The sequence below is a fragment of the Mycobacterium sp. RTGN5 genome (genome assembly GCF_033804465.1).
Lineage (GTDB): Bacteria > Actinomycetota > Actinomycetes > Mycobacteriales > Mycobacteriaceae > Mycobacterium.
In genome coordinates, this window is the sequence record NZ_JAPZLA010000001.1 from 1,499,931 (window position 1) to 1,523,879 (window position 23,949).

The following is a 23,949-nucleotide window of genomic DNA, read 5'->3' on the forward strand; positions in this document are numbered from 1 at the left end:
ATGAAACTCGTTGCCTCTCAAGATGACCGGGATTTGGCATCCAGCCTGCGCGGGCTATTGAGCGCAGGTCGCGCCGACCTGTGGAGCGACCTCGCTGCCGCGGGGGTGATGGGGCTGGGTCTGCCGGAGTGCCATGGCGGATCCGGCGGGACGTTGTCGGATCTCGGCATCTTCGCCAGGGAGGCCGGCCGGGCGCTGGGCCCGCCGCGGGTGCATAGCACCGTCATCGCCGGGTACGCGCTCTACGTCCTCGGCGGTGAAAAGTCCTGGGCCAGATGGCTACCCGATCTCACGACAGGCCGGATCGCGGGCACCACCGCGCTGTGGAACCCCAACGATGCGTCCGATGTCACCCCCACCATGCGCGCAGACCAGGCCAAAGACGGCAGCTGGCGGCTCACCGGCACAGCCGATTTCGTCACCGACGCCGACACCGCCGACGTGATCGTGGTAACCGGGTTCGACAAGTCCGGCAACACGGTGGGCTTCGTCGTTCGGCTACGCAACGAGGGCGTGACGTTGCGGCCGCTCGCACTGATGGGTGGCCACCACGCCTCGGTGGTGCGCTTCGACGACGTGCCGGTCGACGACGTGCTGGGCGACGGGGCATATCCGGGCAGAGACGAGCTGCGGCGGGTTGCCAACGCCGCGGTGGCCTTGACGTCGCTGGACCTGGTCGGTGTCGGCGAGGCCGTCATGGAGCGGACCGTGCGCTACACCACATTGCGGCACCAGTTCGGCCGGCCGATCGCCTCCTTCCAGGCCGCGCAGCACATCGTGGCCGATATGCACATCGCACTCGCGGCGGCGCGGCTGGCCGCGCAGTCCGCGGTGTACGCGATCGGTCAGGGCCGCACCGCGATCCGCGAAACCGCCATTGCCAGAATCCAGTCTGCCACCGCGGCCAAATGGGCCACCCTCGACGCCCACCAGCTGCACGGCGGGATGGGATACGTCGTGGACACCGATCTGTACCTGTGGTCGGAGCGGGCCAGGGTGCTCTCCACGCTGGGCGGGGGCGCCGATATCGCCGCCGGCTGGCTCGACGACGACGTGGTCAGTCGCGCGGCGATCGGGGATCGGTTGCGGCGCAAGGACGGCCAATGACCTCTGACCTCATCGACGCGGAGACGGCCGCGCGGGTGGGCACCGTCGCCGCCACTGCCACCGGCGAAGTGATCCGCCGGGACTGGCAGCGCTGGGCCGCGGCGGTCGGTGACGACAACCCGCTGTGGTTCGACCCGGACTATGCCCGCGCCAATGGCTACCGCGATGTCATCTGCCCACCGCTGTACCTGCAGTACGCGATCCTCGGTGTCAGCGCGCTCTCGGCCCTGCGTCCCGACGGCTCCTCCGGTGCGGTCTCGGGCAGCCTCGCCTTCCCGAAAGCGCCGCGCCGGATGGCCGGCGGTGAGAGCACCACGTTCCACCTGCCTGCTTACCATGGCGACGAGATCGAGCTGGTTCGCACTATCGAGTCGGTTGTCGAAAAAGAAGGCCGCTCAGGGCGATTCGTTCTGGTCACCTGGCACACCGTCTACCGCAATCAACACGACGAACTGGTGGCCGAGTCCACCACGTCGATGATCGCGCGACCATGACCCAGCTGTTCTTCGATGACGTTGCAGCCGGCGACGAACTGCCTGAGCTGACGGTCACCGTCGACGAGACGCAGATGTTCTTCTTCAGCGCGGCCACCTACAACGGTCATCGCATCCACTACGACAAGGACTGGGCGCGCGAGAAAGAGGGCTACGACGGCGTCCTCGTGCAGGGCCCGCTCCAGGCCGCGCTGCTGGCCCGCGCGATCACCGACTGGATCGGTGGCGCTGGTCGGCTGGTCGAATACTCGGTGCAGAACCGTGGGGTGGCGTTTCCCGGTCAGCCGCTGACGTTCGGCGGCACTGTGACCGGTAAACGGGTGGATGCCGGCCGGGGCCTGGTCGATCTCGACATCACCGGGCGACGGGACGCCGACATCTTGATGCCCGGCACCGCGACCGTGGAACTGCCTCGACGCCGTGGGGATTCCTGATGCGGCTGGCCGGCGAAGCGGCGATCGTCGGGATCGCCGAGCTGCCTGCTGAACGCAAGCCGACCCGGCCCGAACTGTTCACCCTCGACCAGTACGCCGCGCTGACCAAGCTGGTGCTCGACGACGCCGGGCTCGAGGCGGGCGTGGTCAACGGGCTGATCTCCCATGGGCTCGCCGAATCGGACATGTTCGTCCCGGCCACCCTGTCCGAATACCTCGGGCTGCCCATCGATTTCGGCGAACGCGTCGACCTGGGCGGGGCGACATCGGCTGCCATGGTGTGGCGGGCGGCCGTCGCGGTCGAGCTCGGGCTGTGTGACGCGGTACTGGCCGTGCTGCCGGGTTCGCGCGCCCTGCCACGCTCGACGCGCCGACCGCCGGTGGCGCCGAGTTGGTATGGGGCATCGAGCAACAACTACGGCTCACCGCAGGCCGAGTACGAGATCCCGTACGGCAATGTCGGCCAGAACGCCCCCTTCTCGCAGATCGCGCAACGCTACGGTGCCCAGTACGGCTATGACCCGTCGGCGCTGGCGAAGATCGCGGTCGACCAGCGCACCAACGCCTGTGCGCACCCGGGCGCGGTGTTCGGTGGCACCCCGCTCACGGAGGCCGACGTGCTGGGCAGCCCGATGATCGCCGACCCCATCCACATGCTGGAGACCGTCATGCCCGTCCACGGCGGCACCGGTGTGCTGGTCGCCAACGCCGACCTGGCGCGCAAGGCCCGCCATCGGCCGGTGTGGATCAAGGGTTTCGGTGAGCACATCTCGTTCAAGACCACGACTTACGCCCAGGATCCGATGATCACCCCGATCGCCCGCTCGGCGCAGCGGGCCTTCGCGATGGCAGGCCTGCGCCCGGCCGACGTCGACATCGCCTCCATCTACGACTGCTACACGATCACCGTCCTGATGACCCTTGAGGACGCCGGCTTCTGTCCGAAAGGCCAGGGCATGACGTGGATCAAGGAGCGGGACTTGACCTTCCGCGGTGACTTCCCGCTGAACACCGCCGGCGGCCAGCTGTCCTACGGGCAGGCCGGGATGTCCGGGGGCATGCACCACGTCGTCGACGCCACCCGCCAGCTGATGGGGCGCTCCGCGACCGCACAGGTCGCGGGTGCCAACATCGCGTTCGTGGCCGGCACCGGCGGCATCATGAGCGAGCAGGTGGCCCTGGTCTTGGGAGGCGACTGATGGCCGAACCGATGCCGGTCCCCGAACCCACCCCGGTGTCTCAGCCGTTCTGGGATGGGTTGGCTGCGCACCGGATCCTGATCCAGTATTCGCCGTCGGCCGGCCGCTACGTGTTCTATCCCCGCACGCTTGCCCCCGGCACGCTGGCCGATGACCTCGAGTGGCGTGAGATCGACGGTGCGGCAACGCTGTACACCTATACCGTTGCACTCCGGCCGACCGGCCCGCCCTGGGCCGACGCGCTGCCGCAGTTGCCCGCGGTGGTGCAGTGGGACGCCGGCCCCCGGTTCTCCACCGAGCTGGTGGATGTCGAACCCGCCGACGTTCGGATCGGAATGCGGGTCACACCGGTGTTCTGCGACCTCCCCGGCAGCGGTATCACCCTGCTGCGCTACCGCCCCGCCGACGCATGATCGACACCGTCCAGCAGCTGTTGCGCGGCCGGACAGGCGACGACTCCGTCGCGGTGATCTCGCCGGAGCGCAGCTGGACGTGGCGCGAGTATCTGGCCGAGGCCACCGCCGAAGCGTCGGCACTGCTGGCCATGACCGACCCGGACCGGCCGCTGCATATCGGTGCGCTGCTGACGAATTCACCGGCCTACGTGCGGTCGATGGCCGCCGCCGCGCTCGGCGGCTACGTGCTGTGCGGAATCAACACGACGCGCCGTGGGGAGGGACTGGTCTCCGACATCCGCCGGGCGGACTGCCAACTGCTGTTGGTCGACACCGACCACGCCCGCCTGCTCGACGGGCTGGATCTCTCGGGTATCGTCGTGCTCGACGTGACCGGCCCGCGGTACGCCGAAGCGGTTGCGGCCGCGGAACCCCTTGTCCCACATGAGGTCAGCGGCACCGACCCATTCATGATGATCTTCACCTCCGGCACCAGCGGTAACCCCAAGGCCGTGCCATTCGTCCACGCGATGAGCCTGATGTGCGGCCTGAGCGTGGGCGCCCAAGTCGACATCAGCAGCGACGACGTGTGCTACCTCGCGATGCCGCTGTTCCACTCCAACGGGGTGGCCGTTGGCTTTTCGGTCGCGGTAGCCGCGGGCGCGGCGATGGTGCCGGTGAAGTTCTCCGTCTCGCGGCTGCTGCCCGACCTGCGCCGCTTCGGTGTCACGTTCATGAACTACGTCGGCAAGCCGCTCGCGCTGGTACTGGCCACCCCCGAGCAACCCGACGACGCCGACAACCCGCTGCGCATCATGTACGGCAACGAGGCCACCGAGCGCGACATCGCGGAATTCTCCCGGCGTTTCGGCTGCCGCATCATCGATGCCTTCGGCTCCAGCGAGTTCGCCGTGATCGTCGTCCGCGAGGACGGCACCCCGCCAGGCTCCATCGGCAAGGGCTGGGGCGGCGTGGCGATCTACCACCCCGACACCGTGATCGAATGCGCCACCGCTGTTTTCGGCGAGAACGGCGCACTGCTCAATGTCGACGAGGCGATCGGGGAGCTGGTCAACACCACGGGTTCTGGACCCTTTGCCGGTTACTACAACGACCCGGACGCCACCTCCGAACGGCTGCGCCAGGGCATGTACTGGACCGGTGACCTCGCCTATAAAGACGCCGACGGCTGGATCTATCTGGCCGGCCGGACCTCGGACTGGATGCGCGTCGACGGCGAGAACATGGCCGCGGCCCCGATCGAGCGAATCCTGCTGCGGCTGCCGCAACTCAATCAGGTGGCCGTCTACGCCGTGCCCGACGAACGGGTGGGCGATCAGGTGATGGCCGCAGTCGTGCTGCGCCAAGGACAGTCGCTGACACAGGCGGAGTTCGAGGCATTCCTGGCTGAGCAGGCTGATCTGTCGCCAAAGGCCTGGCCGCGGTTCGTCCGCATCAACGACGACCTGCCGCAGACCGCCACCAACAAGATCCTCAAGCGCGAACTGAGCGCGGCCGGGGTGACCGCCGAGGGCGGCGTGCTGTGGGAGCGGCCGGCCCGCTCGACCAGCTACCAGGTCAGCGCGCGAACATAAGCGCGCGCTTGACCTCCTGGATCGCCTTGGTGACCTCGATACCGCGTGGGCAGGCCTCGGTGCAGTTGAATGTCGTGCGGCAACGCCACACCCCGTCGACCTCGTTGAGGATGTCCAACCGCTCGGCGGCCCCCTCGTCGCGGCTGTCGAAGATGAACCGGTGGGCGTTGACGATCGCGGCCGGCCCGAAGTAGGACCCCTCGCTCCAATACACCGGGCAGCTGGTGGTGCAGCAGGCGCACAGGATGCACTTGGTGGTGTCGTCGTAGCGGGCCCGGTCCGTCGGGCTCTGGATGCGCTCGCGGGTGGGCGCGTTGCCCGAGGTCATCAGATAGGGCTTGACCGCGCGGTAGGCGTCGAAGAACGGCTCCATGTTGACCACCAGATCCTTCTCGACGGCCAGGCCGCGGATCGGTTCGATGGTGATGGTGAGCGGCTTGTCCTTCTTCGGCAGCAGATCGCGCATCAGGACCTTGCACGCCAGCCGGTTGACGCCGTTGATCCGCATCGCATCCGAGCCGCACACCCCGTGGGCACACGAGCGGCGGAACGTCAGGGTGCCGTCCAGGTAACTCTTGACGTAGATCAGCAGGTTCAGCAGCCGGTCCGATGGCAGGCACGGCACCCGGAAGCTCTGGTAGCCGGCGCCGTCGGGATCCTCCGGGTTGAACCGCGCGATCTTCAGCGTCACCATCACGGCGCCGGCCGGGATCGGCGGCAGTGCGGGTTCTTTGACGTCAGGTGCGATTGTCATCTAGTACTTACGCTCCATCGGCTCGTAGCGGGTCTGCACGACGGGCTTGTAATCCAGCCGGATATCGCTGAGCAGATCGGTACCTTCCTTAAAGGCCATGGTGTGCCGCATGTAGTTCGTGTCGTCACGATTGGGGTAGTCCTCGCGGGCGTGCCCGCCGCGAGACTCCTTGCGGTTCAACGCACCGACGACGGTGACCTCGGCCAGCTCCAGCAGGAAGCCCAGCTCGATCGCCTCGAGCAGATCGCTGTTGTAGCGCTTTCCCTTGTCATGCACCGAGATTCGGGCATAGCGCTCCTTGAGCGCGTGGATGTCGGTCAGTGCCTGCTTCAGAGTCTCCTCGGTGCGGAACACCGCGGCGTTGTTGTCCATCGACTGCTGCAGCTCGCCACGGATGTCGGCGACGCGCTCGTTGCCGTGCTCGCTCAAGATATCGGCGACCCAGTTCACCACCATGCCTGCCGGCTCCTCGGGCAGGTCGACGAAGTCGTGGCCAAGAGCGTAGTTGGCGGCGGAGATGCCGGCTCGGCGGCCGAACACGTTGATGTCCAGCAGCGAGTTGGTGCCCAGCCGGTTGGCGCCGTGCACCGACACGCAGGCGCATTCGCCTGCGGCGTACAGCCCTGGCACCGTTGTGGTGTTGTCGCGCAACACTTGTCCGGTGATGGTGGTCGGGATGCCGCCCATGACGTAGTGGCAGGTGGGGTAGACCGGCACCAGTTCCTTGACCGGGTCCACCCCCAGATAGGTGCGGGCGAACTCGGTGATATCGGGCAGCTTGGCCTCGAGCACGTCGGCGCCGAGGTGGCGCACGTCGATGTACACGTAGTCCTTGTGCGGTCCGGCGCCGCGGCCTTCCAGCACTTCCAGCACCATCGAGCGGGCGACGATATCGCGCGGGGCCAGGTCGACGATCGTGGGGGCGTAGCGCTCCATGAACCGCTCGCCCTCGCCGTTGAGCAATCGTCCGCCCTCGCCGCGGACGGCCTCGGAGATGAGGATTCCCAGGCCGGCCAGGCCGGTGGGATGGAACTGGTGAAACTCCATGTCCTCCAAGGGAAGTCCCTTACGGAAGACGATGCCCAGCCCGTCACCGGTCAGCGTGTGGGCATTCGAGGTGGTCTTGTACATCCGGCCCGAGCCACCGGTGGCGAACACGACGGCTTTGGCGTGGAAGATGTGGATCTGTCCGGTCGCCAGCTCGTAGGCGATGACGCCGGTGGCAACCGGACCGCTCGGGGTCTGCGTCAAAGCCAGGTCCAGCACATAGAACTCGTTGAAGAACTCCACGTCGTGCTTGACGCAGTTTTGGTAGAGCGTCTGCAGGATCATGTGGCCGGTGCGGTCGGCGGCGTAACACGCGCGGCGCACGGGCGCCTTGCCGTGGTCGCGGGTGTGCCCGCCGAAGCGGCGCTGGTCGATACGGCCCTCGGGGGTGCGGTTGAACGGCATCCCCATCTTCTCGAGGTCGAGCACCGCGTCGATGGCTTCCTTGCACATGATCTCGACGGCGTCCTGGTCGGCGAGATAGTCGCCACCCTTGACGGTGTCGAAGGTGTGCCACTCCCAGTTGTCCTCTTCGACATTGGCCAGCGCGGCGCACATGCCGCCCTGGGCGGCGCCGGTGTGCGAACGCGTCGGGTACAGCTTGGTCAGCACCGCGGTGCGCACCCGCGGGCCCGCCTCGACGGCGGCGCGCATGCCGGCTCCGCCTGCACCGACGATGACCACGTCGTAGCGGTGTTCGGTAATCATTTTTCGCCTCTACAGTGTCGTCTGGCAGAAATGTCGACTAGGAGATGTTCGGATCGAAGGTCAGCAGCACGTAGGTCCCCACCACCAGCACGATCAGCAGCGAGACCGCCAACAGCGAGTTGAGCCAGAACTTGGTGGAGTCCTTGCGTGCGTAGTCGCCGATGATCGTGCGGATCCCGTTGCCGCCGTGCAGCTGAGCCAGCCACAGCAGCAGCAGGTCCCAGGTCTGCCAGAACGGCGAGGCCCAGCGCTGGGCGACGTAGTTGAAGTCGATGCGGTAGACGCCGCCGTCCCACATCAGCCCGATGAACAGATGTCCGAGCGCCAGGAAGATCAGGACGACGCCGGAGAAGCGCATGAACAGCCAGGCGTACTTCTCGAAGTTGGGCATACCGCTGCGACTGCGTGGGGTGCGCGGATTGTCCAGCCCGGCCGGCCGGTCATGGCTGCGCTCCATGATGGGGGCCGGCGGGCCGAGCCGGTTCTCGGGCGCGCTCACAGGAACCGCTCCGCCATGTGCATGCCGATGATCACCAGCGAGGGCACCATCACCAGCAGCCAGACCCCGGCCACCGCCCACAGCATCTGGCGCTGATAGCGGGGACCCTTCCACCAGAAGTCGATGAGGATGATCCGGACGCCGTTGAGTGCGTGATAGAGCAGCGCGGCCACCAGGCCGATCTCCATCAGCCCGACGATCGGGGTCTTGTAGGTGTTGACGACCTCGTTGTAGGCCTGCGGGCTGACCCGGACCAGGGCGGTGTCGAGGACGTGGACGAAGAGGAAGAAGAAGATCGTCGCGCCGGTGATGCGGTGCAGCACCCACGACCACATACCGGGGTCGCCGCGGTACAGAGTGCGCCGTCGTCGAGTCGACTTATCGCGCGGGCCCGGCACGACCGGTGCCGCTGTAGTCATCAGCGCCTCCAACACCATCGTTGCGTTTGGGTGGACTCTAACGCCGTTTGTACGGTCGAAAGAACTACCGTGCAGAGATAAGAGGCGGCTATTCGGCCGATTTGGGCCGGGTTACCGCCGCGAGGCAACTCCTGCGAGGCGGTTGGTGAATGCATTCAGTATTGGTGTGGTGAGCACCACATGACTGGAGAGATCGAGTGGAAGTCATTGCGTGCCAAGGCTGTTGAGGCCTCAAGTCACGCCTACGCACCGTATTCGGGGTTCCCGGTTGGGGCGGCCGCCCTGGTCGACGACGGCCGCGTTGTCACCGGTTGCAATGTGGAAAATGTCTCATATGGCCTAGGTCTCTGTGCCGAATGCGCGGTGGTCTGCGCCCTGATGTCCGGCGGCGGCGGCCGGTTGCTCGCGGTGGCGGTGGTGGATGCCACCGGGGCGGCGTTGATGCCGTGCGGACGCTGTCGGCAGCTGCTTCTCGAACACGGTGGGCCGGAGCTGCTCGTCGATCACGCACGCGGCCCGCGCCGACTGGCCGAGCTGTTGCCCGACGCCTTCGGTCCCGACGATCTGGCTCGGGTGGAACGGGAAAAGCCGTGACGGAGTTCACGTTCGACGCTCCGACGGTCATCCGGGCCAAGCGCGACGGTTTCCGGTTGACCGACGAGGCCATCGACTGGGTGATCGACGCCTACACCCATGGGCGGGTGGCCGACGAGCAGATGTCGGCGCTGCTGATGGCGATCTTCCTGCGCGGGATGGACCGCGGTGAGATCTCCCGGTGGACGACGGCGATGATCGCCTCCGGGGAGAAGCTGGACTTCAGCGATCTGCGCCGCGACGGGCGCCGGCTGCCGACGGTGGACAAGCACTCGACCGGCGGGGTCGGCGACAAGATCACCATTCCCCTGGTTCCCGTCATTGCGGCGTGTGGTGCTGCGGTTCCACAGGCCGCCGGCCGCGGTCTTGGGCATACCGGCGGCACCCTGGACAAGCTGGAGTCGATTCCCGGATTTACCGCCGAGATCACCAAAGCCCAAGTGCGTCAGCAGTTGTCGGAGATCGGCGCGGCTATTTTCGCCGCCGGCGAGCTGGCGCCTGCCGACCGCAAGATCTATGCGCTGCGCGATGTCACGGGCACGGTGGAGTCGCTGCCGTTGATTGCCAGTTCGGTGATGAGCAAAAAGCTGGCCGAGGGTGCCGACGCCCTGGTGCTCGATGTGAAGGTCGGCCGAGGGGCGTTCCTGAAGACCGAAGCCGAATCGCGGGAGCTGGCGGCCACCATGGTGGAGCTGGGTCTGGCCCAGGGCATCCCGACCAGGGCGCTGCTGACCGATATGGACATCCCGCTGGGCCGCGCGATAGGCAACGCCCTCGAGGTCGAAGAATCACTCGAGGTGCTCGCCGGTGGCGGGCCCGAGGACGTGGTGGAACTGACGGTCCGGCTGGCGGTCGAGATGCTCGATCTCGCCGGGATCGACGGCTGCGACCCGGCCCAAACCCTGCGCGACGGCACCGCGATGGACCGCTTCCGGGCACTGGTCCAAGCCCAGGGGGGTGATGTTCACGCACAGCTTCCGATCGGTGTCCATTCCGAGACCGTGGTGGCACCACGAGGCGGCACAATGGGGGACATCAACGCGATGGCAATGGGGCTGACGGTGTGGCGGCTCGGCGCTGGCCGGGCCAGCCCAGGGCAGCGCGTGCAAACCGGCGCCGGCGTGCGTATCCACCGCCGCCCCGGTGAACCGGTTGCCGCTGGTGAGCCGTTATTCACCCTGTACACCGACACCGCACAGCGGATTCCCGCCGCCATGGGCGAACTCGACGGCTCCTGGGCCGTCGTCGATAAACACCACAACCACCGCCCCCTGATCATCGATCGGATTGGATGATGCCCACCCCGCTGACCCTCGCGATGATCGGCAAGGCACCCAAGGCGCTGCTGCACGATCACCTCGACGGCGGGCTGCGCCCGGCCACCGTCCTCGAGATCGCCGAGCAGATCGGCTACGACGGGCTGCCTGCCACCGACGAGGCCGGGCTGGCCACCTGGTTTCGCACGGCCGCGCACAGCGGCTCACTGGTGCGCTACCTCGAACCGTTCGCACACACCGTCGCGGTCATGCAGACCGCCGAGTCGTTGCACCGGGTGGCCGTCGAATGCGTCGAGGACCTGGCCGCCGACAACGTGGTGTACGCCGAGGTGCGATTCGCCCCCGAACTGCACATCAACCGCGGGCTGTCCCTCGACGAGGTGGTGGACGCGGTGCTGGCCGGTTTCGCCGAGGGGGAGAAGGCCGCCGCCGCGGCCGGCCGCCCCATCGTGGTGCGCTGCCTGGTCACCGCGATGCGCCACGCCGCCCGCTCCCGGGGGATCGCTGAGCTGGCGATCCGGTTCCGCGACAGGGGTGTGGTGGGATTCGACATCGCCGGTGCCGAGGCCGGCTACCCGCCCACCCGCCACCTCGACGCATTCGAGTACATGCGCACCAACAATGCGCGCTTCACCATTCACGCCGGTGAGGCATTCGGCCTGCCATCCATTCACGAGGCCCTGGCCTACTGCGGAGCCGATCGGCTCGGCCACGGCGTCCGCATCGTCGACGACATCGAGGTGCTGCCCGACGGCACCGCCCGGTTGGGGACGCTGGCGGCGATTCTGCGCGACAAACGGATTCCGCTGGAGATGTGCACGAGCTCCAATGTGCAGACCGGCGCGGTGGACAGCATCGCCAGCCATCCGTTCGACCTGCTGGCCCGGCTGCGCTTCCGGGTCACGGTCAACACCGACAACCGCCTGATGAGCGACACCACGATGAGCCAGGAGATGCTGCGGCTGGTCGAGGCGTTCGGCTACGGGTGGAGTGATCTCGAGCGGTTCACCATCAACGCGATGAAGTCGGCGTTCATCCACTTCGACGAGCGGCTGGCGATCATCGACGAGGTGATCAAGCCCCGCTATGCCGTGCTGATCGGCTGAGCCGGGCCCACTGCCTTTTGTTTGCTCCAGGGTCGCGCGCACGCCTCGCCACCACGCCGGGTTGCGGGTGGGCGCGTACCCCGCGATTTGCGGGCCGGTGCGCGCCACGAATTGGCCCGCGACCTTGTGATACATGCGCGGGCGTTTACGCGATGTAACTTGGTGTGATGTCCAAGCGCGCCATTTTGAAGGGCGTGTCAGCACATAGGTTCTTCACGAGCTTGGGTCGGGCGGTCGTTCGCCACCCCCTGCTCGTCATCGCGGCTTGGCTAGTCCTGGCGGGGGCCCTGCTGGCCCTCATCGCTCCGCTGTCGGTCGTTGCGGCCCGCAACCCGCCCGATTTCCTGCCCAAAGACGCTCCGGTGCTGCTCTCGGCCCAGAAGATGCAGGAGGCCTTTCACGAGGCCAACGCGGGCAATTTCGCGGCGATCATCCTCAGTAACGACAAAGGGCTGACGCCGGCCGACGAGGACACCTACCGCAGGATCGTCGACAAACTCAGGGCGGACACCAAGCACGTCACCTCACTCCAGGATTTTGTGCACATCCCGGAACTCAAAGAGGTGATGACGAGCAAGGACGGCAAGGCCTGGAACCTGCCCGCCGGCATGGCCGGCACGATGGGCGCCCCGGACGGCCAGGAGGCGTACCGCGCCGTCTACAAGATCGTGAACGAGGAGAGCAAGAACTCGTCGCTGAAGGTCAATGTGGTGGGCGGCGCCTCGACGCTCGAAGACTTGACCGGCATCGGTGCGCGCGACCAGCACATGATCGAAATCGCGACCGTCGGGCTGGTGTTCTCGATCTTGGTCATCGTGTATCGCAGCCTGATCGCGATGCTGATGCCGTTGATCACCATCGGCATTTCGCTGGTGGTTTCCCAACAGGTTGTGGCGGGCCTCGGCGAACTCGGGTTGGGGTTGGGCCCCCAGACGATGATGTTGATGACCGGCATGATCATGGGTGCCGGCATCGACTACGGGGTCTTCCTCTACAGCCGCTATCAGGAGCTCGCCAAGACCGGGCTGGGGTCGGACGACGCCGTGGTCGAGGCGCTGGCCTCGATCGGCGAGGTGATCGCCGGTTCGGCGGGCACTGTCGCCCTCACATTCCTCGGGATGTCGTTCACCAAGCTGGCCATCTTCTCCACCGTCGGGCCGGCGCTGTCGGTGACCATCGCGGTGGCCTTCCTGGCGTCGATCACGTTGCTGCCGGCATTCATCGTCCTTGCCGGCCGGCGGGGATGGATCAAACAGAAGCGCGACATCACCGGTCGGTTCTGGCGGCGCTCCGGCGTCATGATCGTCCGCAGGCCCAAGCTACTGCTGGTGACCAGCGTGGTGATCCTCGGCGCGCTGGCTGCCACCACGACGCTGATGAAATTCAACTACGACGACCGCAAGAACCTGCCGCAAGACTCCGCGAGCAACCACGCCTACGAGGTGATGGACAGGCACTTCCCGATCAGCAGCACGCTGCAGCAATTCCTGTTCATCCAATCCCCGAATGACCTGCGGTCCCCCAAGGCGCTGGCCGATATGGAGCAGATGGCCGCACGCGTCGCGCAGCTGCCCGATATCGACATGGTCCGCGGCATCACCAGGCCCACCGGCCAGGTGCTCGAGCAGGCCAAGACCACCTACCAGGCCGGTGAAGTGGGCACCAAGCTGGGCGACGCGTCCAACCTGATCCACACCAACGACGACAACCTCAGCTTGCTCTCGGGTGGTGCCGGCAAGATGGCCGACGTCTTGGGCCAGATCCGCACTCAAGTCGTGGGGTCGATCGCCAGCGTCCGCGGGCTGACCAGTGCGCTGGACGCCATGTCGCAGAAGTACGGCGGGAACAAGACGCTGGACCAGATCGACAAGACTGCCTCGCTGGTCACCAGCATGCGGACACTGGGCGACTCATTGGGACTCAGCATTCTGCGGGTCACCAGCATCAGCGACTGGGCCACGCCGATGGTCCTCGCGTTGAACGTCAGTCCGGAATGCAATGCGGACCCGGCCTGCGTCAGCTCACGGTCAGACTTGCAGAAGATCGTCGATGTCAGCAACACCGACGCCGTCCATTCCCTCGAAGCGTTCGCTCGTGACTTATCGGCGACCAATGGATCGCAGAAGCTCGACGAGTCTGTCCACGCGCTGAGCCAGAACGTGCAGAAGGCCACGGCGGCGGCGCGTGCGCTCGGGGTGGGTCAACCTGGTGGTGTCGAGAAGAAACTCAACGACGCGGTCACGGGCGTCAACACTCTCGCGGACTCGAGTCGTCAACTCGCACTCGGGGTTCAGACTCTCGTCGACCAGACGCGGAATATCGGGGCGGGCCTGGATCAGGCCTCGTCGTTCTTGCTGGCGATGAAGCGCGAGGCGGCCGACCCGCCGATGTCGGGTTTCTATATCCCGCCACAGGTGTTGACGATGGATGAGTTCAAGAAGGCCGCCGCGCTGTTCGTCTCCGAAGACGGCCATTCGGCGCGCTACCTGATTCAGACGGCGCTCAATCCGTTCGGCATCCCGGCGATGGATCAGACCAAGGTGATCGTCGACACCGCGAATGCGGCGCGCCCCAATACGCAGTTGGCCGGTGCCGAGATCTCGATGGTGGGCTACTCGTCGATCAACGCCAATATCCGCGACTTCTACGACGCCGACTTCATCTACATCTTGTTCATGACGCTGGTCGTGGTCTTCCTGATCCTGTTCGTGCTGCTGCGCTCAATCGTCGCGCCGCTGTATCTGGTGCTCTCCGTGATTCTTTCGTACGGCGCCGCGTTGGGCATCGGCGTCGTGGTGTTCCAGTTCATCCTCGGTGAGGAATTGTCTTGGGGCGTACCGGGTATCGCATTTATGGTGCTCGTCGCCGTTGGTGCCGACTACAACCTGTTGTTGATCTCACGCATCCGCGACGAGGCCAAATACGGTGTGCGCTCGGCAGTTATCCGTACCGTCGGAGCTACGGGCGGGGTGATCACCTCGGCGGGCCTGATCTTCGCGTCGTCGATGATGGCACTGACCGTCAGCAGCCTTCTCACGGCCGCGCAAATGGGCTTCGTGATCGGTGTCGGCCTGCTGCTGGACACCTTCCTGGTGCGCACCCTCACCGTGCCGGCGGCTGCCGTGTTGGTCGGGGATGCCAACTGGTGGCCGTCCAAATCACCACGGGTCAAGCTCGAGGCCGCTCGGCTGGCTGCCGCGACGGCCGCTGCTTCGGCAGCGGGGTCCGTGGCGGTGCTGGACGACGAACTCGATGCACCGTTCGAAGAGGTGACCCAAGAATTCGATCCGGCCGAGCCGGACGAGGACGAGCCTCCTACCGACCTGCACCCCGAAGTCGAATAGCCGACGCCGGCAGCCAGGGAACGGCGCGGGCGGCCCAGCTCACCAGGTTGTCCGCGACGGCGTCCTCGAGCCGGTAGCGAGTGTTCACCGGATCGGTATCCCACAGCGATGAGATCACCTGGCTCAGCCCGTCGATGCGGAGCACGTTGAACTCGGAGTCGTCTTCGAGTTCCATGGCGCCGATCGCCGCATGATGTGGAAGGCCGATCTTCATCGGCGTCTCGAGCCCGTCGATTTCGAACCCGACCAGTCCGGTGTCGTCGTGCAGGCGAACAAGCTTGGCGCCCTGGGTGTTTGGGATCTCGTAGCCCATCGGGTGCCCGGTGAGGACGGCCTTGCTGCCGGTGACGGTGAACGATCCCTCGCCTTGGCGGTAGGGTTCGCGAACCTCGCCGGTCTTCCCGCCGCGGAACCGGTAGTCGATGTTGACCCCGCCAGGAACCCGCTGGCTGCGGGCCGAACGCGGCGGCAGTAGGTCCAGCCAGGATCTCAGCAGCGCCAACGCGTGGTAGCGATATCCCATCTCCGACATCGAGATCCGGCTGACGTCACCGAGTGCGCCGGCCCGGATGGCGTCGCCAACCAGCCGGTACTGCGGCATGTTCATGAAGTCTTCGCCGACCCGGATCTGTGACCACTTCCGGAATTGAGTCAGGCGCGCAAGGTCATCGAGGCGTCCGAGCCCGGGGGTGTCGATCACCAACGCGGCCCCGGGTGCCAGGTGGGCGATGGACTTCAACACGGCGACGTTGTTGGTCACCGTCACCGAGACCAGCGCGATATCGATGTCTCCCGGGCGCAAGACCCGCGGATCTTCGATGGCCTCCACGCCCCATCGCTCGCCGGCACGGCGCGCATTCTCAATCGTCCGCGAGTGAATGCCGACGACCTCAACGTGGGAATTCAGCAGATTCAACGCCGGGAGGAAGGCGTTGCGAACTCGGTATCCGGAGCCGACGACGAGCGCCCGCAGCCGACTACTGGGCTGTGTCACACAACGCCCGTGGCGGCCAGCACTCGAAAACCGACGGTCTGAGCACGGATGTAGGTCGCCTGCGCCCGCGAGAGTTCATTCTTCGTGGTCGGTGGCAGCGGCGTACCGGCCGGGATGTCACCGCGGTCCTGCAGCGGGGCAGTGGTTCCCACCCGGCGCTCATCGATGAGGGCGAGCAGAGCCGGATCGGTCAGGTGAGCCCGGGCGTCCTGGAACTCGGGAAGACCGATCCGATCATTCGGCAAGCCCGCGGGTTGGAACGAAATCTTCAGCACGCGGCGGCGCAACGCGCCGCGGTTCGGTGATGCGCGGTGGAAGTAGGAGCGGTTCCACATCGCCGCCGTGCCGACCGGGCCGACCAACTGCACGGCGTCGCCGCCGGCGCGCATGCCGCTGTTCGGGCGGTGCGGGTAGAACTCGAACGCGCCATCCCCCTCGCCGACCGGCGACAGCAGGATGAAGATGCTGATGAATGACGGGAAATCGGGGGTGTAGGCCCCGATCGTCTCGGTGTCGCGGTGCCAGCCCAGCGGCTTGTCGCGGTGAATGTGCGGCCTGCCCTGGTTGGCGGCGATCTCGTAGCTGTGGCAGTGGTACAGCAGTGCTGACGGATGAAGGCCGGCGATGACCTGACGGACGGGCTCGCTGAACAGCTCGGCGAAGATGCCGGTCTCGGCCAGGGCGTCGGCGCTCGCGTAGGACCGTCGCTCACCGTCGGTTCCAGCGAAGATCGGATCGAGCCTGCGATTCCAGTCCTCGATCACCTCGACCGGCCAGAGTCCGGTCACATCGGCGATGCCCTGGTTTGCCAGCAGGTCAGACAGAGTCAGTGTCGACGTCACCAGTAGTACCTCCCTCAGCCCACGACAATAGGCCACGGCCAGCGTGGAATTGAAATCCGCGATCCACGCTACAGGCGATCGATGCTGGCTGCGAGGGCCGGAAGTCACCTGCAACCGGAAAGTGACGCGGTCGCGTTTGTGGGCTACTTGGCGAAGACGAACAGCCGGTGCTGATACCCGTCGACGTTTGCCCAGTTCTCTTCGTGCTGGCTGGTGTAGCCGCGGTCCGCGAAGAGCGTCCGAATCTCCTCTTCGAGGTAACTGTTCAGCCAGCCGCGGCTGATCCGGTCGACAGCGCCGAGCTTGGTGCGCCGGAACTGGTCGTTGCTGTCGGGGCAGCCGTAGGAGATCACGGCGCGCGGCACGAATGCCGACAGCCAATCCAGCACCGACGGGACGTCGCGCAGGTATTCCAGAACGCCCATGATCACCGCGACGTCGTAGGTGTCCTTGCCCAGGTTGGGCAGCGGACGCTCGTTGAGATCGCAGACGATCGTGCCCGGGCCCCGGTCGACGAGATCGGACGGTGTGTAGGTGCACGACGGGTCGAGGTGGCGTTCGATGGCCCGGGTGCCCGCGCCGAACTCGATGACCCGACTGCCGGCCGGGATCAGCTCGGCGGCACGCGCCGTGCGCGGCTCCCATTCGGAGTAGAGATTGCGGGTATCGGCCCAGCGCTTAACGTCGGTCTTCTGGCGCAGGGCGGCGATGATCCCCAACTTCGGGATATGGACCCGGCTCACTGAATATTCACCCCAAGGCTCGTCGTTTTCAGAAGATTAGCATCCGACCTGTTGGCGGTCGGGGGTGGTTTGCGGGCGAACCTACGCCGATGTCAATTATTTGCGGCCGCAGGCCTTGTCGAGGCCGCATTCGACCCCGGGCATATCTGACCGGGCACGTTTGCTGATAGAGTCTCTCAGGCCTAGTCGGGGGCGGGTGCGCCGGTTCGTCGTGCTCGGTGTTGGCGGGGATAAGGGGAGTGACGCGATATGCGCCTAGCGGCTCGCAGCACAGCAGCGGGGATCGCTGCACTGGCAGCATTCCTGGCCGTGGTCTTGACGACGACCACGACCGCTGCTCTCAAGCTTCTGCTCACTGGCACAACGGTTCTCGTGATGGGCGGTACGGGGCACTCGCTGTCTCCGGCTGAGGATACGAACGCGTTCGTCTCGAGCTACATCGACAGTGCCGTCGGCAACTTCGTCGCCCCCGCATCGACGCTGGGCACCGGCATTCCGTCGAGCCCCTACAACGGGGTCGCCGTCATCACCCCGGAACAGTCCGCGCCGAACAACGGCACATTGACCTTCGACCAGTCGGTCGCCCTGGGCCAGCAGAACCTGGACAACTGCATCAAGGCCACGTCGTGCCAATACAACGACCAGGTGGGCTCGGTGGCGCCGGCCTCGGGCGACACTTTCGTGGTGTACGGCTTTTCGCAGAGCTCCACCATCTCCACGCTCGAAAAACGGGCGCTGGCAGCCGAATACGCCCCCGGTGAAGGCCCGGACGTCAGCTTCGTGTTGATCGCCAACGGCAACCGCCCGAACGGCGGCTTCCTCGCGCGTGGGCCCGAAGGCGTCACCATCCCCTTGGGCCTGCCCTTCGGCGGGTCCACGTTCAACGGATCCACCCCGACCGACACGCAGTACGACACCGTCGACGTCGCCGCGGAGTACGACGGTTGGTCAGACTTCCCGGTCAACCCGCTGAACCTGCTGGCGGTCGCGAACGCGATGATGGGCGTCGACTACCTGCATCTTGGCGGCACCTACGACAGCACCACGCTGACCGACCCGGGCGTCATCGATCAGGGCCAGTACGGCGACACCCATTACTACCTGGTCTCCACTCCGGTGCTTCCGCTGCTGATGCCGCTGAACAACTTCGGGCCGCTCGGTCATGCGCTGGCTGACACGCTGGACGCCCCGCTGCGGGTGATGGTCGAATCGGCCTACGACCGCACCACCAGCCCGGGCGTGCCGACATCGTGGAACGTGCTGTATTTCCCCAACCCGATCAAGTTCGCCACCAACCTGGCGATCTCGATCCCCACGGGCGTCGACAACGGCATCCAGGACCTCTTCGGGGTCCGCCCGTTCCGGACAACGCGGCCAGGGCCCTACGGCGTCGGCGGTCCCGACGTCACCTACACCACCCCGGACACCACCGACTCGTCGAGCTCGGCGGCAGCGACGGACACCACGGCCTCGGCCAAGGAGGCGTCGGCCACGGATTCCACCGGGACGACCGCGACCGTGAAGAAGTCGATCCACGGCGTCACGCCGCACCTGTCTCTCGCGACGACGCCGACGAAGACGCCCGCCCCGGCTGCCAGCAAGGGCGACACCAAGAGCGACGCGAAGAGCGCCAGCAGCGATAGCGACAGCGGCTCGACGAAGTCGTCGACGCCCAAGGCGTCAAAGCACAGCGCCGCCAAGCGGGCGAAGGCCAGCGCGAGCTAGCTACTCGCGGCGCAGCCGCGACTCCACGAAGCGCTCGATCTCTTCCCACTCCTTCACCGCGGCCGCGTACGGCCCGGCAGGACGGGAGTTCTCCTCGGGATCGAGCACGTAGTCGACCAGCTTGCCCAGCGGATGGTCCTCGGCCAGCAGTCGGTCGACGAGGTCCTCCTCCGAGTACTCGCCGACATCGCGGACGAATTCGATGGCGAGCTCGAGCTGGTCGCGGTCGATCGTGTCGGGCCCGTCGGAGATGTCGTCCGACAGCCCGGTGAGGATGTAGATGTTGTCCTCGGTGACGTCGACCCGCAGTGAGCCGTCGGTGGCCGCGGTGTGGATGTCGTCGTAGGTGCTCAGGTCCGCAAGGTCGTGGTCGCGCTGGTCGGCCAGCGAGCGGGCCAGCGACCGTTCCGAGCCGAACACGCTGATCCTGCCGTTACGGCCGAGGAAGATCGGCCGATCGTCGAAGTAGCAGCGCAGCGTGTACACCGTTCCCGAGCCGATCGTGATGCGCACCGGGTCGATGCCGACCTCAGTCCAGAAGTCCGCGTCGCTGCCGAGCACCACAGCGTCCTGCGGCGCAACGACGACGTCAACTTCCTCGGCGTCCGCATCGTCGTCGTCAGCGGCGGCGGCATCGTCGTCGGCGGCCTCGATGTCGGCCGGCTCTTCGATCTCTTCCTCGTACGGCTCCTCGAGCTCGGCGGCGGCCAACTTGGCGGCCCGCTCGTCGACCTCGGGGGTCGTGATGACCTCGTCGATCGCGGACAGGACGCCGTCCCACCCGCGGCCGACGATCTCACCGACGAGACTCCACCGCTTACGGCCCTGCTTGCCGCTGAACTGCTCGAAGCCGCCCGAGAGCAAACCCAGGTTCGGGTTGCCGTTGAAGAACCGCGTCACCGGGGGCAGCTCGCACACCGAACCGATCGAGGAGACGACGGCCATGGTGTTGGCCAGCGCGGTCACCGATTCCTCGGTGGGCTTTTCCGACAGCATCTCCTCGACGGAGATCAGGTCGACCTTGCGGTCCTCTTTCGGCTCCAGCTTGTGGGCGTTGGCCGCGGTCAGGTCCTCCCACGCCGGGTGATCAGCGAGGTCGTTGTCGGTGTTGGTGCGCACGAACGCGACCAGGTCGGCCACCGACTCGAAGACGAAGAGGTCCTCGTCCTTGCCGAGGAACGCCTCCCACTCGTCGCCGCCGTCGCGCCACCGGGGCGCCCACAACGTGTACAGGTCACCAGCGGTCACGCTGATGCGGACCGGAACGAGCTCAGCAGCCATGCCGCACAGCCTAACGACGCTTGCTGACCGGTAACCTGCCCCCCGTGGGGAGATGGGGTCGGGGACTGGCGATTGTGGCGGTGACCGGCCTGGCAGCCGTCGTCACTCTGGCCGGAGCGGGATTCGTTCTGTTCAACCGCCCACACGCCGACCCGCTGACGAAAGCCGACGCGATCATCGTGCTCGGCGGCGAAAACGACGGCCGGCTGGAGTACGGCCAGAGCCTGGCCGAGCAGGGCTACGCCACCACGGTTGTGCTGTCCGATTCCTACACCAACGACGAAGGGGATCCCGGCTCGAACCACGAAGGGGATGTCGAGGACTACCGCCGCGCGTGCGCGTCGGGCACCGCGACCATCACCGTCATCTGCTTTCACCCGTCGCCGTACACAACCCGTGGCGAGGCGATGCACCTGGCCCGGCTTGCCAAGCAAAACAACTGGACTCACGTGATCGTGGTGTCGTGGAACTACCACATGGTCCGGGCTCGCTACGTCTTCCATCAGTGCTTCGACGGCAGCGTCACCATGCGACCGGTGCCGCGTTCCTATGACGACTTCACCCTGGTTCACTGGGCCCGCGTGTACATCTACCAGTACACCGCGTTGATCAAGGCATTCGTGCTCGGCTGCGATAAGGCCTGATACCTCACTACAGTCTCTGCCCATGGATGTGCGCGTGATCGACCACCCACTGGCCAAGGCACGGCTGACCACCCTGCGGGACAAGCGCACCGAAAACGCCGCCTTCCGGTGCGCACTTGCCGACCTCACCCTCATGCTGGTCTACGAGGCCACCCGCGACGCGTTGTGCGAGGAAATCACCATCCACACTCCGATGGCGCAAACCACCGGCTCGCGCCTGGCCGCCCCGCCGCTGCTGGTGCCGGTCTTGAGAGCCGGGCTCGGGATGGTCGACAAGGCGAGTGCGCTGATCCCCGAGGCTCAGGTCGGTTTTGTCGGTGTCGCCAGGGACGAGACCACTCATCTGCCGACGCCTTACCTGGAGTCACTGCCCGATGACTTGAGCGCCCAGCCGGTCATGGTGCTCGACCCGATGCTGGCCACCGGCGGTTCGATGGCGTACACGATCGGACTGTTGCACGACCGCGGCGCGCGCGACATCACCGTGGTGTGCGTGGTGTGTGCACCCGAAGGCATTGCTGCGTTGGAGGCGGTCGCCCCGAATGCCCGGCTGTTCACCGCCACCATCGACGACGGCCTCAATGACATCGCGTACATCGTGCCCGGTCTTGGTGATGCCGGGGACCGTCAGTTCGGGCCGCGCTGACTACCAGTTCCGCACGGATTCCAGCAGCTTTTCCTGCACGGCGGCGGCCCGCTTGCGCGCATCGCTCAGATCCGTGTTGACGATCTGGCGAACCTCGGTGTAGCACTTGACTTTCGGCTCGGTGCCTGACGGTCGCACCACGACCCGCACCGATGTCTGCTGGTCTCCACCGATGAGGAACACGGCGTCGCTCTGCTCGGCGACGAGCACCGGAAAGCCCGCCAGCTCGGCAGGCGGCGTGGCGAGCAGGCGGGTCATCATCGCGGCGGCCTCGTCGGGATCGGCCACCCGCCGGGACACCGCTGCGGTGGTGTGCACGCCGTGCCGCAGGGCCAGTCGGTCGAGTGCGCTCGGAATCGAATCACCCTGTGCGGCAAGGCATGACACCAGATCGCAGATGAGAACCGCGGCGCTGATGCCGTCTTTGTCGCGCACGGCTGCCGGGTCGACGCAATGGCCGATGGCTTCCTCGTAGGCGTACACGAGGCTCTGGCCCGGTAGTCCCGCGTCGGCGCGGGCGAGCCATTTGAACCCGGTGAGGGTCTCGACGTGCCGGGCGCCATAGCTAGCAGCGATCGCCGCCAGCAGCCGCGAGGAGACCACGCTGCTGGCCACGACACTCGCGGCGGCCTGCCAGGGCGGCAGCATGGAGAGGAGGTAATCGCCGAGCAGCCAACCGGTTTCGTCGCCGGACAGCATCCGCCAGCCGTCGGAAGTGGGAATGCCGACGGCGCAGCGGTCGGCGTCGGGGTCCAACGCGATCGCGATGTCGGCTTCGATGCGTTCGGCCAATTCCAGCAGTGCGTCGGCGGCGCCGGGTTCCTCCGGGTTGGGGAACGGCACCGTCGGGAAGTCCGGATCCGGGGCGAATTGGCTTGCCACCGTGTGCACCTCGTCGAAGCCGGCTGCGTGCAGCGTGCGCAGCGCGAGTTCGCCGCCGACCCCGTGCATCGCCGTCAGCGCCACTCGTGGCCTTCCCTGCCTCGTCCGCCGCAGCGTCGCCGCGCGCGCAACATAGGCCGCCACCAGCGCGTCGTCGGCGCGATGCACGGGCACGCGGGCGATCTGGTCGGCAGGTGGCGCAGTGCTGATCGCGGCCTCGATCTCGCGGTCGACGGGCGAGATGATCTGCAGGCCGCCGTCGAGATACACCTTGTAGCCGTTGTCGCGCGGTGGATTGTGGGAGGCGGTGATCTGCACCCCGGCCGCGGCGCCCGCGTGCCGGACGGCGAACGCGACGACCGGCGTCGGCACCGGATGCTCCCAGGTGATCACCGAAAATCCCCGGGCGGCAAATACTTCAGCCGCCGCGGTGGCGAACTGTGCCGACCCGTGTCTGGCGTCGCGGCCCACCACGACGGTCGAGCCGCCCAGCTGGCGGTCGGTCAGTACCCTGGCCAGCGCCCAGCTGACGCGCAGCACCACCGCGAGATTCATCGCGTCCGGGCCGCCACGCACCGGCCCGCGCAGGCCGGCGGTGCCGAAGGTCAGCGGCCGAGCGAAGCGGCCGGCGAGTTCGGCGGGATCCAGGGCGGCCAATTCCGCGGCGGTGACCGGATCGGGGTCGTGGGCAATCCAGTCCTCGGGGGTCACGGCACCGATTGTGCCCCGCGGTCCGCGTCGGCGAGCTTTCGCAGTACCGGCGCGGTGAGCATCAGCAGATTGAATTCCAGCTCGGAGAGGTGATCGCGCATCGACTCGTACAACCAGGCGTCGCGCTGGGCCCGGTCGCGCAGGAGCAGCTCCAACCCGTCCGGGGTGAGCTCGATGAGCTGCCGACGGCGGTCGGCGTCATCGGGTCGGCGGGAGAGCAGCCCGCGAGACTCGAGCTCGTTGATGCTGTCGGTCAGCGACTGCGCCCGAACCTGCAGCCGGGCGGCGATCTCGGCAGGCGTGGTCACCCCGGCCCTGCTCACGTCGCCGAGGACCTCGAGCTGGCTGAGTGTCAGCCCGTTGTCGGGGCGGTGCCTGCGCAGCTGGCGGGCCAGCGCCATCATGGCTTCCCGCAGCTCGGTGGCCGCGGCCGATGGCGCGATGCTTACCGTCATACTCCAAGTTATACCTTACTAGTCAGTGATGAATATCGCTTGAATCGCGGGTGG

The 23,949-nt window shown here is 66.6% G+C and carries 23 protein-coding genes; 13 read left to right on the forward strand and 10 right to left on the reverse strand.

Features of this window, described 5'->3' with window-relative positions; genetic code table 11:
- Genes SLQ31_RS07335 through fadD1 form a run of 6 tightly spaced genes read left to right on the forward strand, consistent with a single transcriptional unit; the run spans position 1 to position 5,224 of the window.
- The gene (locus SLQ31_RS07335; protein ID WP_319431048.1) at positions 1-1,107 is read left to right on the forward strand and encodes an acyl-CoA dehydrogenase family protein; all 1,107 of its coding nucleotides are present in this window, start codon (positions 1-3) and stop codon (positions 1,105-1,107) included.
- Positions 1,104-1,601 carry a MaoC family dehydratase gene (locus SLQ31_RS07340; protein ID WP_319431050.1) on the forward strand — a complete coding sequence of 166 codons (498 nt, stop codon included), beginning with the start codon at positions 1,104-1,106 and terminating at the stop codon, positions 1,599-1,601. Before SLQ31_RS07335 ends, SLQ31_RS07340 begins: the two co-directional genes overlap by 4 nt.
- Complete coding sequence (locus tag SLQ31_RS07345; RefSeq protein ID WP_319431052.1) at positions 1,598-2,035, forward strand: MaoC family dehydratase; 438 nt, start codon at positions 1,598-1,600, stop codon at positions 2,033-2,035. The genes SLQ31_RS07340 and SLQ31_RS07345 overlap by 4 nt, the downstream gene beginning before the upstream one ends.
- Entirely contained in the window at positions 2,035-3,234 is a 1,200-nt protein-coding gene (locus SLQ31_RS07350) for a thiolase family protein (protein ID WP_319431054.1), read from the forward strand. Before SLQ31_RS07345 ends, SLQ31_RS07350 begins: the two co-directional genes overlap by 1 nt.
- Positions 3,234-3,647 (forward strand): Zn-ribbon domain-containing OB-fold protein, encoded by a 414-nt coding sequence (locus tag SLQ31_RS07355; protein WP_319431056.1) that lies wholly within the window; start codon positions 3,234-3,236, stop codon positions 3,645-3,647. Before SLQ31_RS07350 ends, SLQ31_RS07355 begins: the two co-directional genes overlap by 1 nt.
- Positions 3,644-5,224: a fatty-acid--CoA ligase FadD1 gene (gene fadD1 / locus SLQ31_RS07360; RefSeq protein WP_319431058.1), complete on the forward strand. Its 1,581-nt coding sequence runs from the start codon at positions 3,644-3,646 to the stop codon at positions 5,222-5,224. Before SLQ31_RS07355 ends, fadD1 begins: the two co-directional genes overlap by 4 nt.
- Here the strand turns inward: fadD1 and SLQ31_RS07365 are convergent.
- From SLQ31_RS07365 to sdhC, 4 genes are read right to left on the reverse strand one after another with little or no spacing between them, the layout of a single operon-like run.
- Positions 5,208-5,978 carry a succinate dehydrogenase iron-sulfur subunit gene (locus SLQ31_RS07365; RefSeq protein ID WP_319431060.1) on the reverse strand — a complete coding sequence of 257 codons (771 nt, stop codon included), beginning with the start codon at positions 5,976-5,978 and terminating at the stop codon, positions 5,208-5,210. The two genes, fadD1 and SLQ31_RS07365, sit on opposite strands and share 17 nt — an antisense overlap.
- Positions 5,979-7,733: a succinate dehydrogenase flavoprotein subunit gene (gene sdhA, locus SLQ31_RS07370; RefSeq protein ID WP_319431061.1), complete on the reverse strand. Its 1,755-nt coding sequence runs from the start codon at positions 7,731-7,733 to the stop codon at positions 5,979-5,981. It abuts the gene before it with no gap.
- 37 nt (positions 7,734-7,770) lie between these two features.
- Positions 7,771-8,190 (reverse strand): succinate dehydrogenase hydrophobic membrane anchor subunit, encoded by a 420-nt coding sequence (locus tag SLQ31_RS07375; protein ID WP_319432928.1) that lies wholly within the window; start codon positions 8,188-8,190, stop codon positions 7,771-7,773.
- A gap of 38 nt (positions 8,191-8,228) precedes the next feature.
- Positions 8,229-8,651, reverse strand: a complete 423-nt coding sequence (sdhC, locus tag SLQ31_RS07380) for a succinate dehydrogenase, cytochrome b556 subunit (RefSeq protein ID WP_319431062.1) — start codon at positions 8,649-8,651, stop codon at positions 8,229-8,231.
- A gap of 180 nt (positions 8,652-8,831) precedes the next feature.
- Between sdhC and SLQ31_RS07385 the strand changes: the two genes are divergently transcribed.
- From SLQ31_RS07385 to SLQ31_RS07400, 4 genes are all read left to right on the forward strand, one after another.
- Positions 8,832-9,245, forward strand: a complete 414-nt coding sequence (locus SLQ31_RS07385) for a cytidine deaminase (protein WP_319431063.1) — start codon at positions 8,832-8,834, stop codon at positions 9,243-9,245.
- Entirely contained in the window at positions 9,242-10,540 is a 1,299-nt protein-coding gene (locus tag SLQ31_RS07390) for a thymidine phosphorylase (protein ID WP_319431065.1), read from the forward strand. The genes SLQ31_RS07385 and SLQ31_RS07390 overlap by 4 nt, the downstream gene beginning before the upstream one ends.
- Entirely contained in the window at positions 10,540-11,628 is a 1,089-nt protein-coding gene (locus tag SLQ31_RS07395; RefSeq protein ID WP_319431067.1) for an adenosine deaminase, read from the forward strand. The genes SLQ31_RS07390 and SLQ31_RS07395 overlap by 1 nt, the downstream gene beginning before the upstream one ends.
- A 167-nt stretch (positions 11,629-11,795) precedes the next feature.
- Positions 11,796-14,972 (forward strand): RND family transporter, encoded by a 3,177-nt coding sequence (locus SLQ31_RS07400; RefSeq protein ID WP_413641519.1) that lies wholly within the window; start codon positions 11,796-11,798, stop codon positions 14,970-14,972.
- Here SLQ31_RS07400 and SLQ31_RS07405 read toward each other — a convergent pair.
- The 3 genes from SLQ31_RS07405 to SLQ31_RS07415 all read right to left on the reverse strand — a co-directional run bounded on the left by SLQ31_RS07405 (position 14,944) and on the right by SLQ31_RS07415 (position 17,551).
- Complete coding sequence (locus SLQ31_RS07405) at positions 14,944-15,966, reverse strand: Gfo/Idh/MocA family oxidoreductase (protein WP_319431069.1); 1,023 nt, start codon at positions 15,964-15,966, stop codon at positions 14,944-14,946. The two genes, SLQ31_RS07400 and SLQ31_RS07405, sit on opposite strands and share 29 nt — an antisense overlap.
- The gene (locus SLQ31_RS07410) at positions 15,963-16,808 is read right to left on the reverse strand and encodes a hypothetical protein (protein ID WP_319431071.1); all 846 of its coding nucleotides are present in this window, start codon (positions 16,806-16,808) and stop codon (positions 15,963-15,965) included. The genes SLQ31_RS07405 and SLQ31_RS07410 overlap by 4 nt, the downstream gene beginning before the upstream one ends.
- Positions 16,809-16,951: 143 nt before the next feature.
- Positions 16,952-17,551, reverse strand: coding sequence for a class I SAM-dependent methyltransferase (locus SLQ31_RS07415; protein ID WP_319431073.1), 600 nt, complete (start codon positions 17,549-17,551; stop codon positions 16,952-16,954).
- 249 nt (positions 17,552-17,800) lie between these two features.
- Between SLQ31_RS07415 and SLQ31_RS07420 the strand changes: the two genes are divergently transcribed.
- Positions 17,801-19,276: a PE-PPE domain-containing protein gene (locus tag SLQ31_RS07420; RefSeq protein ID WP_319431075.1), complete on the forward strand. Its 1,476-nt coding sequence runs from the start codon at positions 17,801-17,803 to the stop codon at positions 19,274-19,276.
- On the opposite strand, the gene SLQ31_RS07425 is transcribed toward SLQ31_RS07420, so the two are convergent.
- Positions 19,277-20,557 carry a primosomal protein gene (locus SLQ31_RS07425; protein ID WP_319431077.1) on the reverse strand — a complete coding sequence of 427 codons (1,281 nt, stop codon included), beginning with the start codon at positions 20,555-20,557 and terminating at the stop codon, positions 19,277-19,279. It lies immediately after the preceding gene.
- A 44-nt stretch (positions 20,558-20,601) separates the two neighbouring features.
- On the opposite strand from SLQ31_RS07425, the gene SLQ31_RS07430 reads away from it, so the two are divergent.
- Together SLQ31_RS07430 and upp are read left to right on the forward strand one after the other, a co-directional pair.
- Positions 20,602-21,201, forward strand: coding sequence for a YdcF family protein (locus SLQ31_RS07430; RefSeq protein WP_319431079.1), 600 nt, complete (start codon positions 20,602-20,604; stop codon positions 21,199-21,201).
- Between the two features lie 22 nt (positions 21,202-21,223).
- Positions 21,224-21,847 carry a uracil phosphoribosyltransferase gene (gene upp / locus SLQ31_RS07435; RefSeq protein WP_319431081.1) on the forward strand — a complete coding sequence of 208 codons (624 nt, stop codon included), beginning with the start codon at positions 21,224-21,226 and terminating at the stop codon, positions 21,845-21,847.
- On the opposite strand, the gene SLQ31_RS07440 is transcribed toward upp, so the two are convergent.
- Both SLQ31_RS07440 and SLQ31_RS07445 read right to left on the reverse strand, forming a co-directional pair.
- Positions 21,848-23,440 carry a phospho-sugar mutase gene (locus SLQ31_RS07440; RefSeq protein WP_319431083.1) on the reverse strand — a complete coding sequence of 531 codons (1,593 nt, stop codon included), beginning with the start codon at positions 23,438-23,440 and terminating at the stop codon, positions 21,848-21,850.
- Positions 23,437-23,895 (reverse strand): MarR family winged helix-turn-helix transcriptional regulator, encoded by a 459-nt coding sequence (locus SLQ31_RS07445; RefSeq protein WP_319431085.1) that lies wholly within the window; start codon positions 23,893-23,895, stop codon positions 23,437-23,439. The genes SLQ31_RS07440 and SLQ31_RS07445 overlap by 4 nt, the downstream gene beginning before the upstream one ends.
- Positions 23,896-23,949 lie beyond the last annotated feature (54 nt).

What these genes read in the sequence shown, in the direction of transcription:
- SLQ31_RS07335 (WP_319431048.1), top strand. Translation starts at nt 1, where the DNA reads ATGAAACTCGTTGCCTCTCAAGATGACCGGGATTTGGCATCCAGCCTG.
- SLQ31_RS07340 (WP_319431050.1), top strand. Translation starts at nt 1,104, where the DNA reads ATGACCTCTGACCTCATCGACGCGGAGACGGCCGCGCGGGTGGGCACC.
- SLQ31_RS07345 (WP_319431052.1), top strand. Translation starts at nt 1,598, where the DNA reads ATGACCCAGCTGTTCTTCGATGACGTTGCAGCCGGCGACGAACTGCCT.
- SLQ31_RS07350 (WP_319431054.1), top strand. Translation starts at nt 2,035, where the DNA reads ATGCGGCTGGCCGGCGAAGCGGCGATCGTCGGGATCGCCGAGCTGCCT.
- SLQ31_RS07355 (WP_319431056.1), top strand. Translation starts at nt 3,234, where the DNA reads ATGGCCGAACCGATGCCGGTCCCCGAACCCACCCCGGTGTCTCAGCCG.
- fadD1 (WP_319431058.1), top strand. Translation starts at nt 3,644, where the DNA reads ATGATCGACACCGTCCAGCAGCTGTTGCGCGGCCGGACAGGCGACGAC.
- SLQ31_RS07365 (WP_319431060.1), bottom strand. Translation starts at nt 5,978, where the DNA reads ATGACAATCGCACCTGACGTCAAAGAACCCGCACTGCCGCCGATCCCG.
- sdhA (WP_319431061.1), bottom strand. Translation starts at nt 7,733, where the DNA reads ATGATTACCGAACACCGCTACGACGTGGTCATCGTCGGTGCAGGCGGA.
- SLQ31_RS07375 (WP_319432928.1), bottom strand. Translation starts at nt 8,190, where the DNA reads ATGGAGCGCAGCCATGACCGGCCGGCCGGGCTGGACAATCCGCGCACC.
- sdhC (WP_319431062.1), bottom strand. Translation starts at nt 8,651, where the DNA reads ATGACTACAGCGGCACCGGTCGTGCCGGGCCCGCGCGATAAGTCGACT.
- SLQ31_RS07385 (WP_319431063.1), top strand. Translation starts at nt 8,832, where the DNA reads ATGACTGGAGAGATCGAGTGGAAGTCATTGCGTGCCAAGGCTGTTGAG.
- SLQ31_RS07395 (WP_319431067.1), top strand. Translation starts at nt 10,540, where the DNA reads ATGCCCACCCCGCTGACCCTCGCGATGATCGGCAAGGCACCCAAGGCG.
- SLQ31_RS07400 (WP_413641519.1), top strand. Translation starts at nt 11,796, where the DNA reads ATGTCCAAGCGCGCCATTTTGAAGGGCGTGTCAGCACATAGGTTCTTC.
- SLQ31_RS07420 (WP_319431075.1), top strand. Translation starts at nt 17,801, where the DNA reads ATGCGCCTAGCGGCTCGCAGCACAGCAGCGGGGATCGCTGCACTGGCA.
- SLQ31_RS07425 (WP_319431077.1), bottom strand. Translation starts at nt 20,557, where the DNA reads ATGGCTGCTGAGCTCGTTCCGGTCCGCATCAGCGTGACCGCTGGTGAC.
- upp (WP_319431081.1), top strand. Translation starts at nt 21,224, where the DNA reads ATGGATGTGCGCGTGATCGACCACCCACTGGCCAAGGCACGGCTGACC.
- SLQ31_RS07445 (WP_319431085.1), bottom strand. Translation starts at nt 23,895, where the DNA reads ATGACGGTAAGCATCGCGCCATCGGCCGCGGCCACCGAGCTGCGGGAA.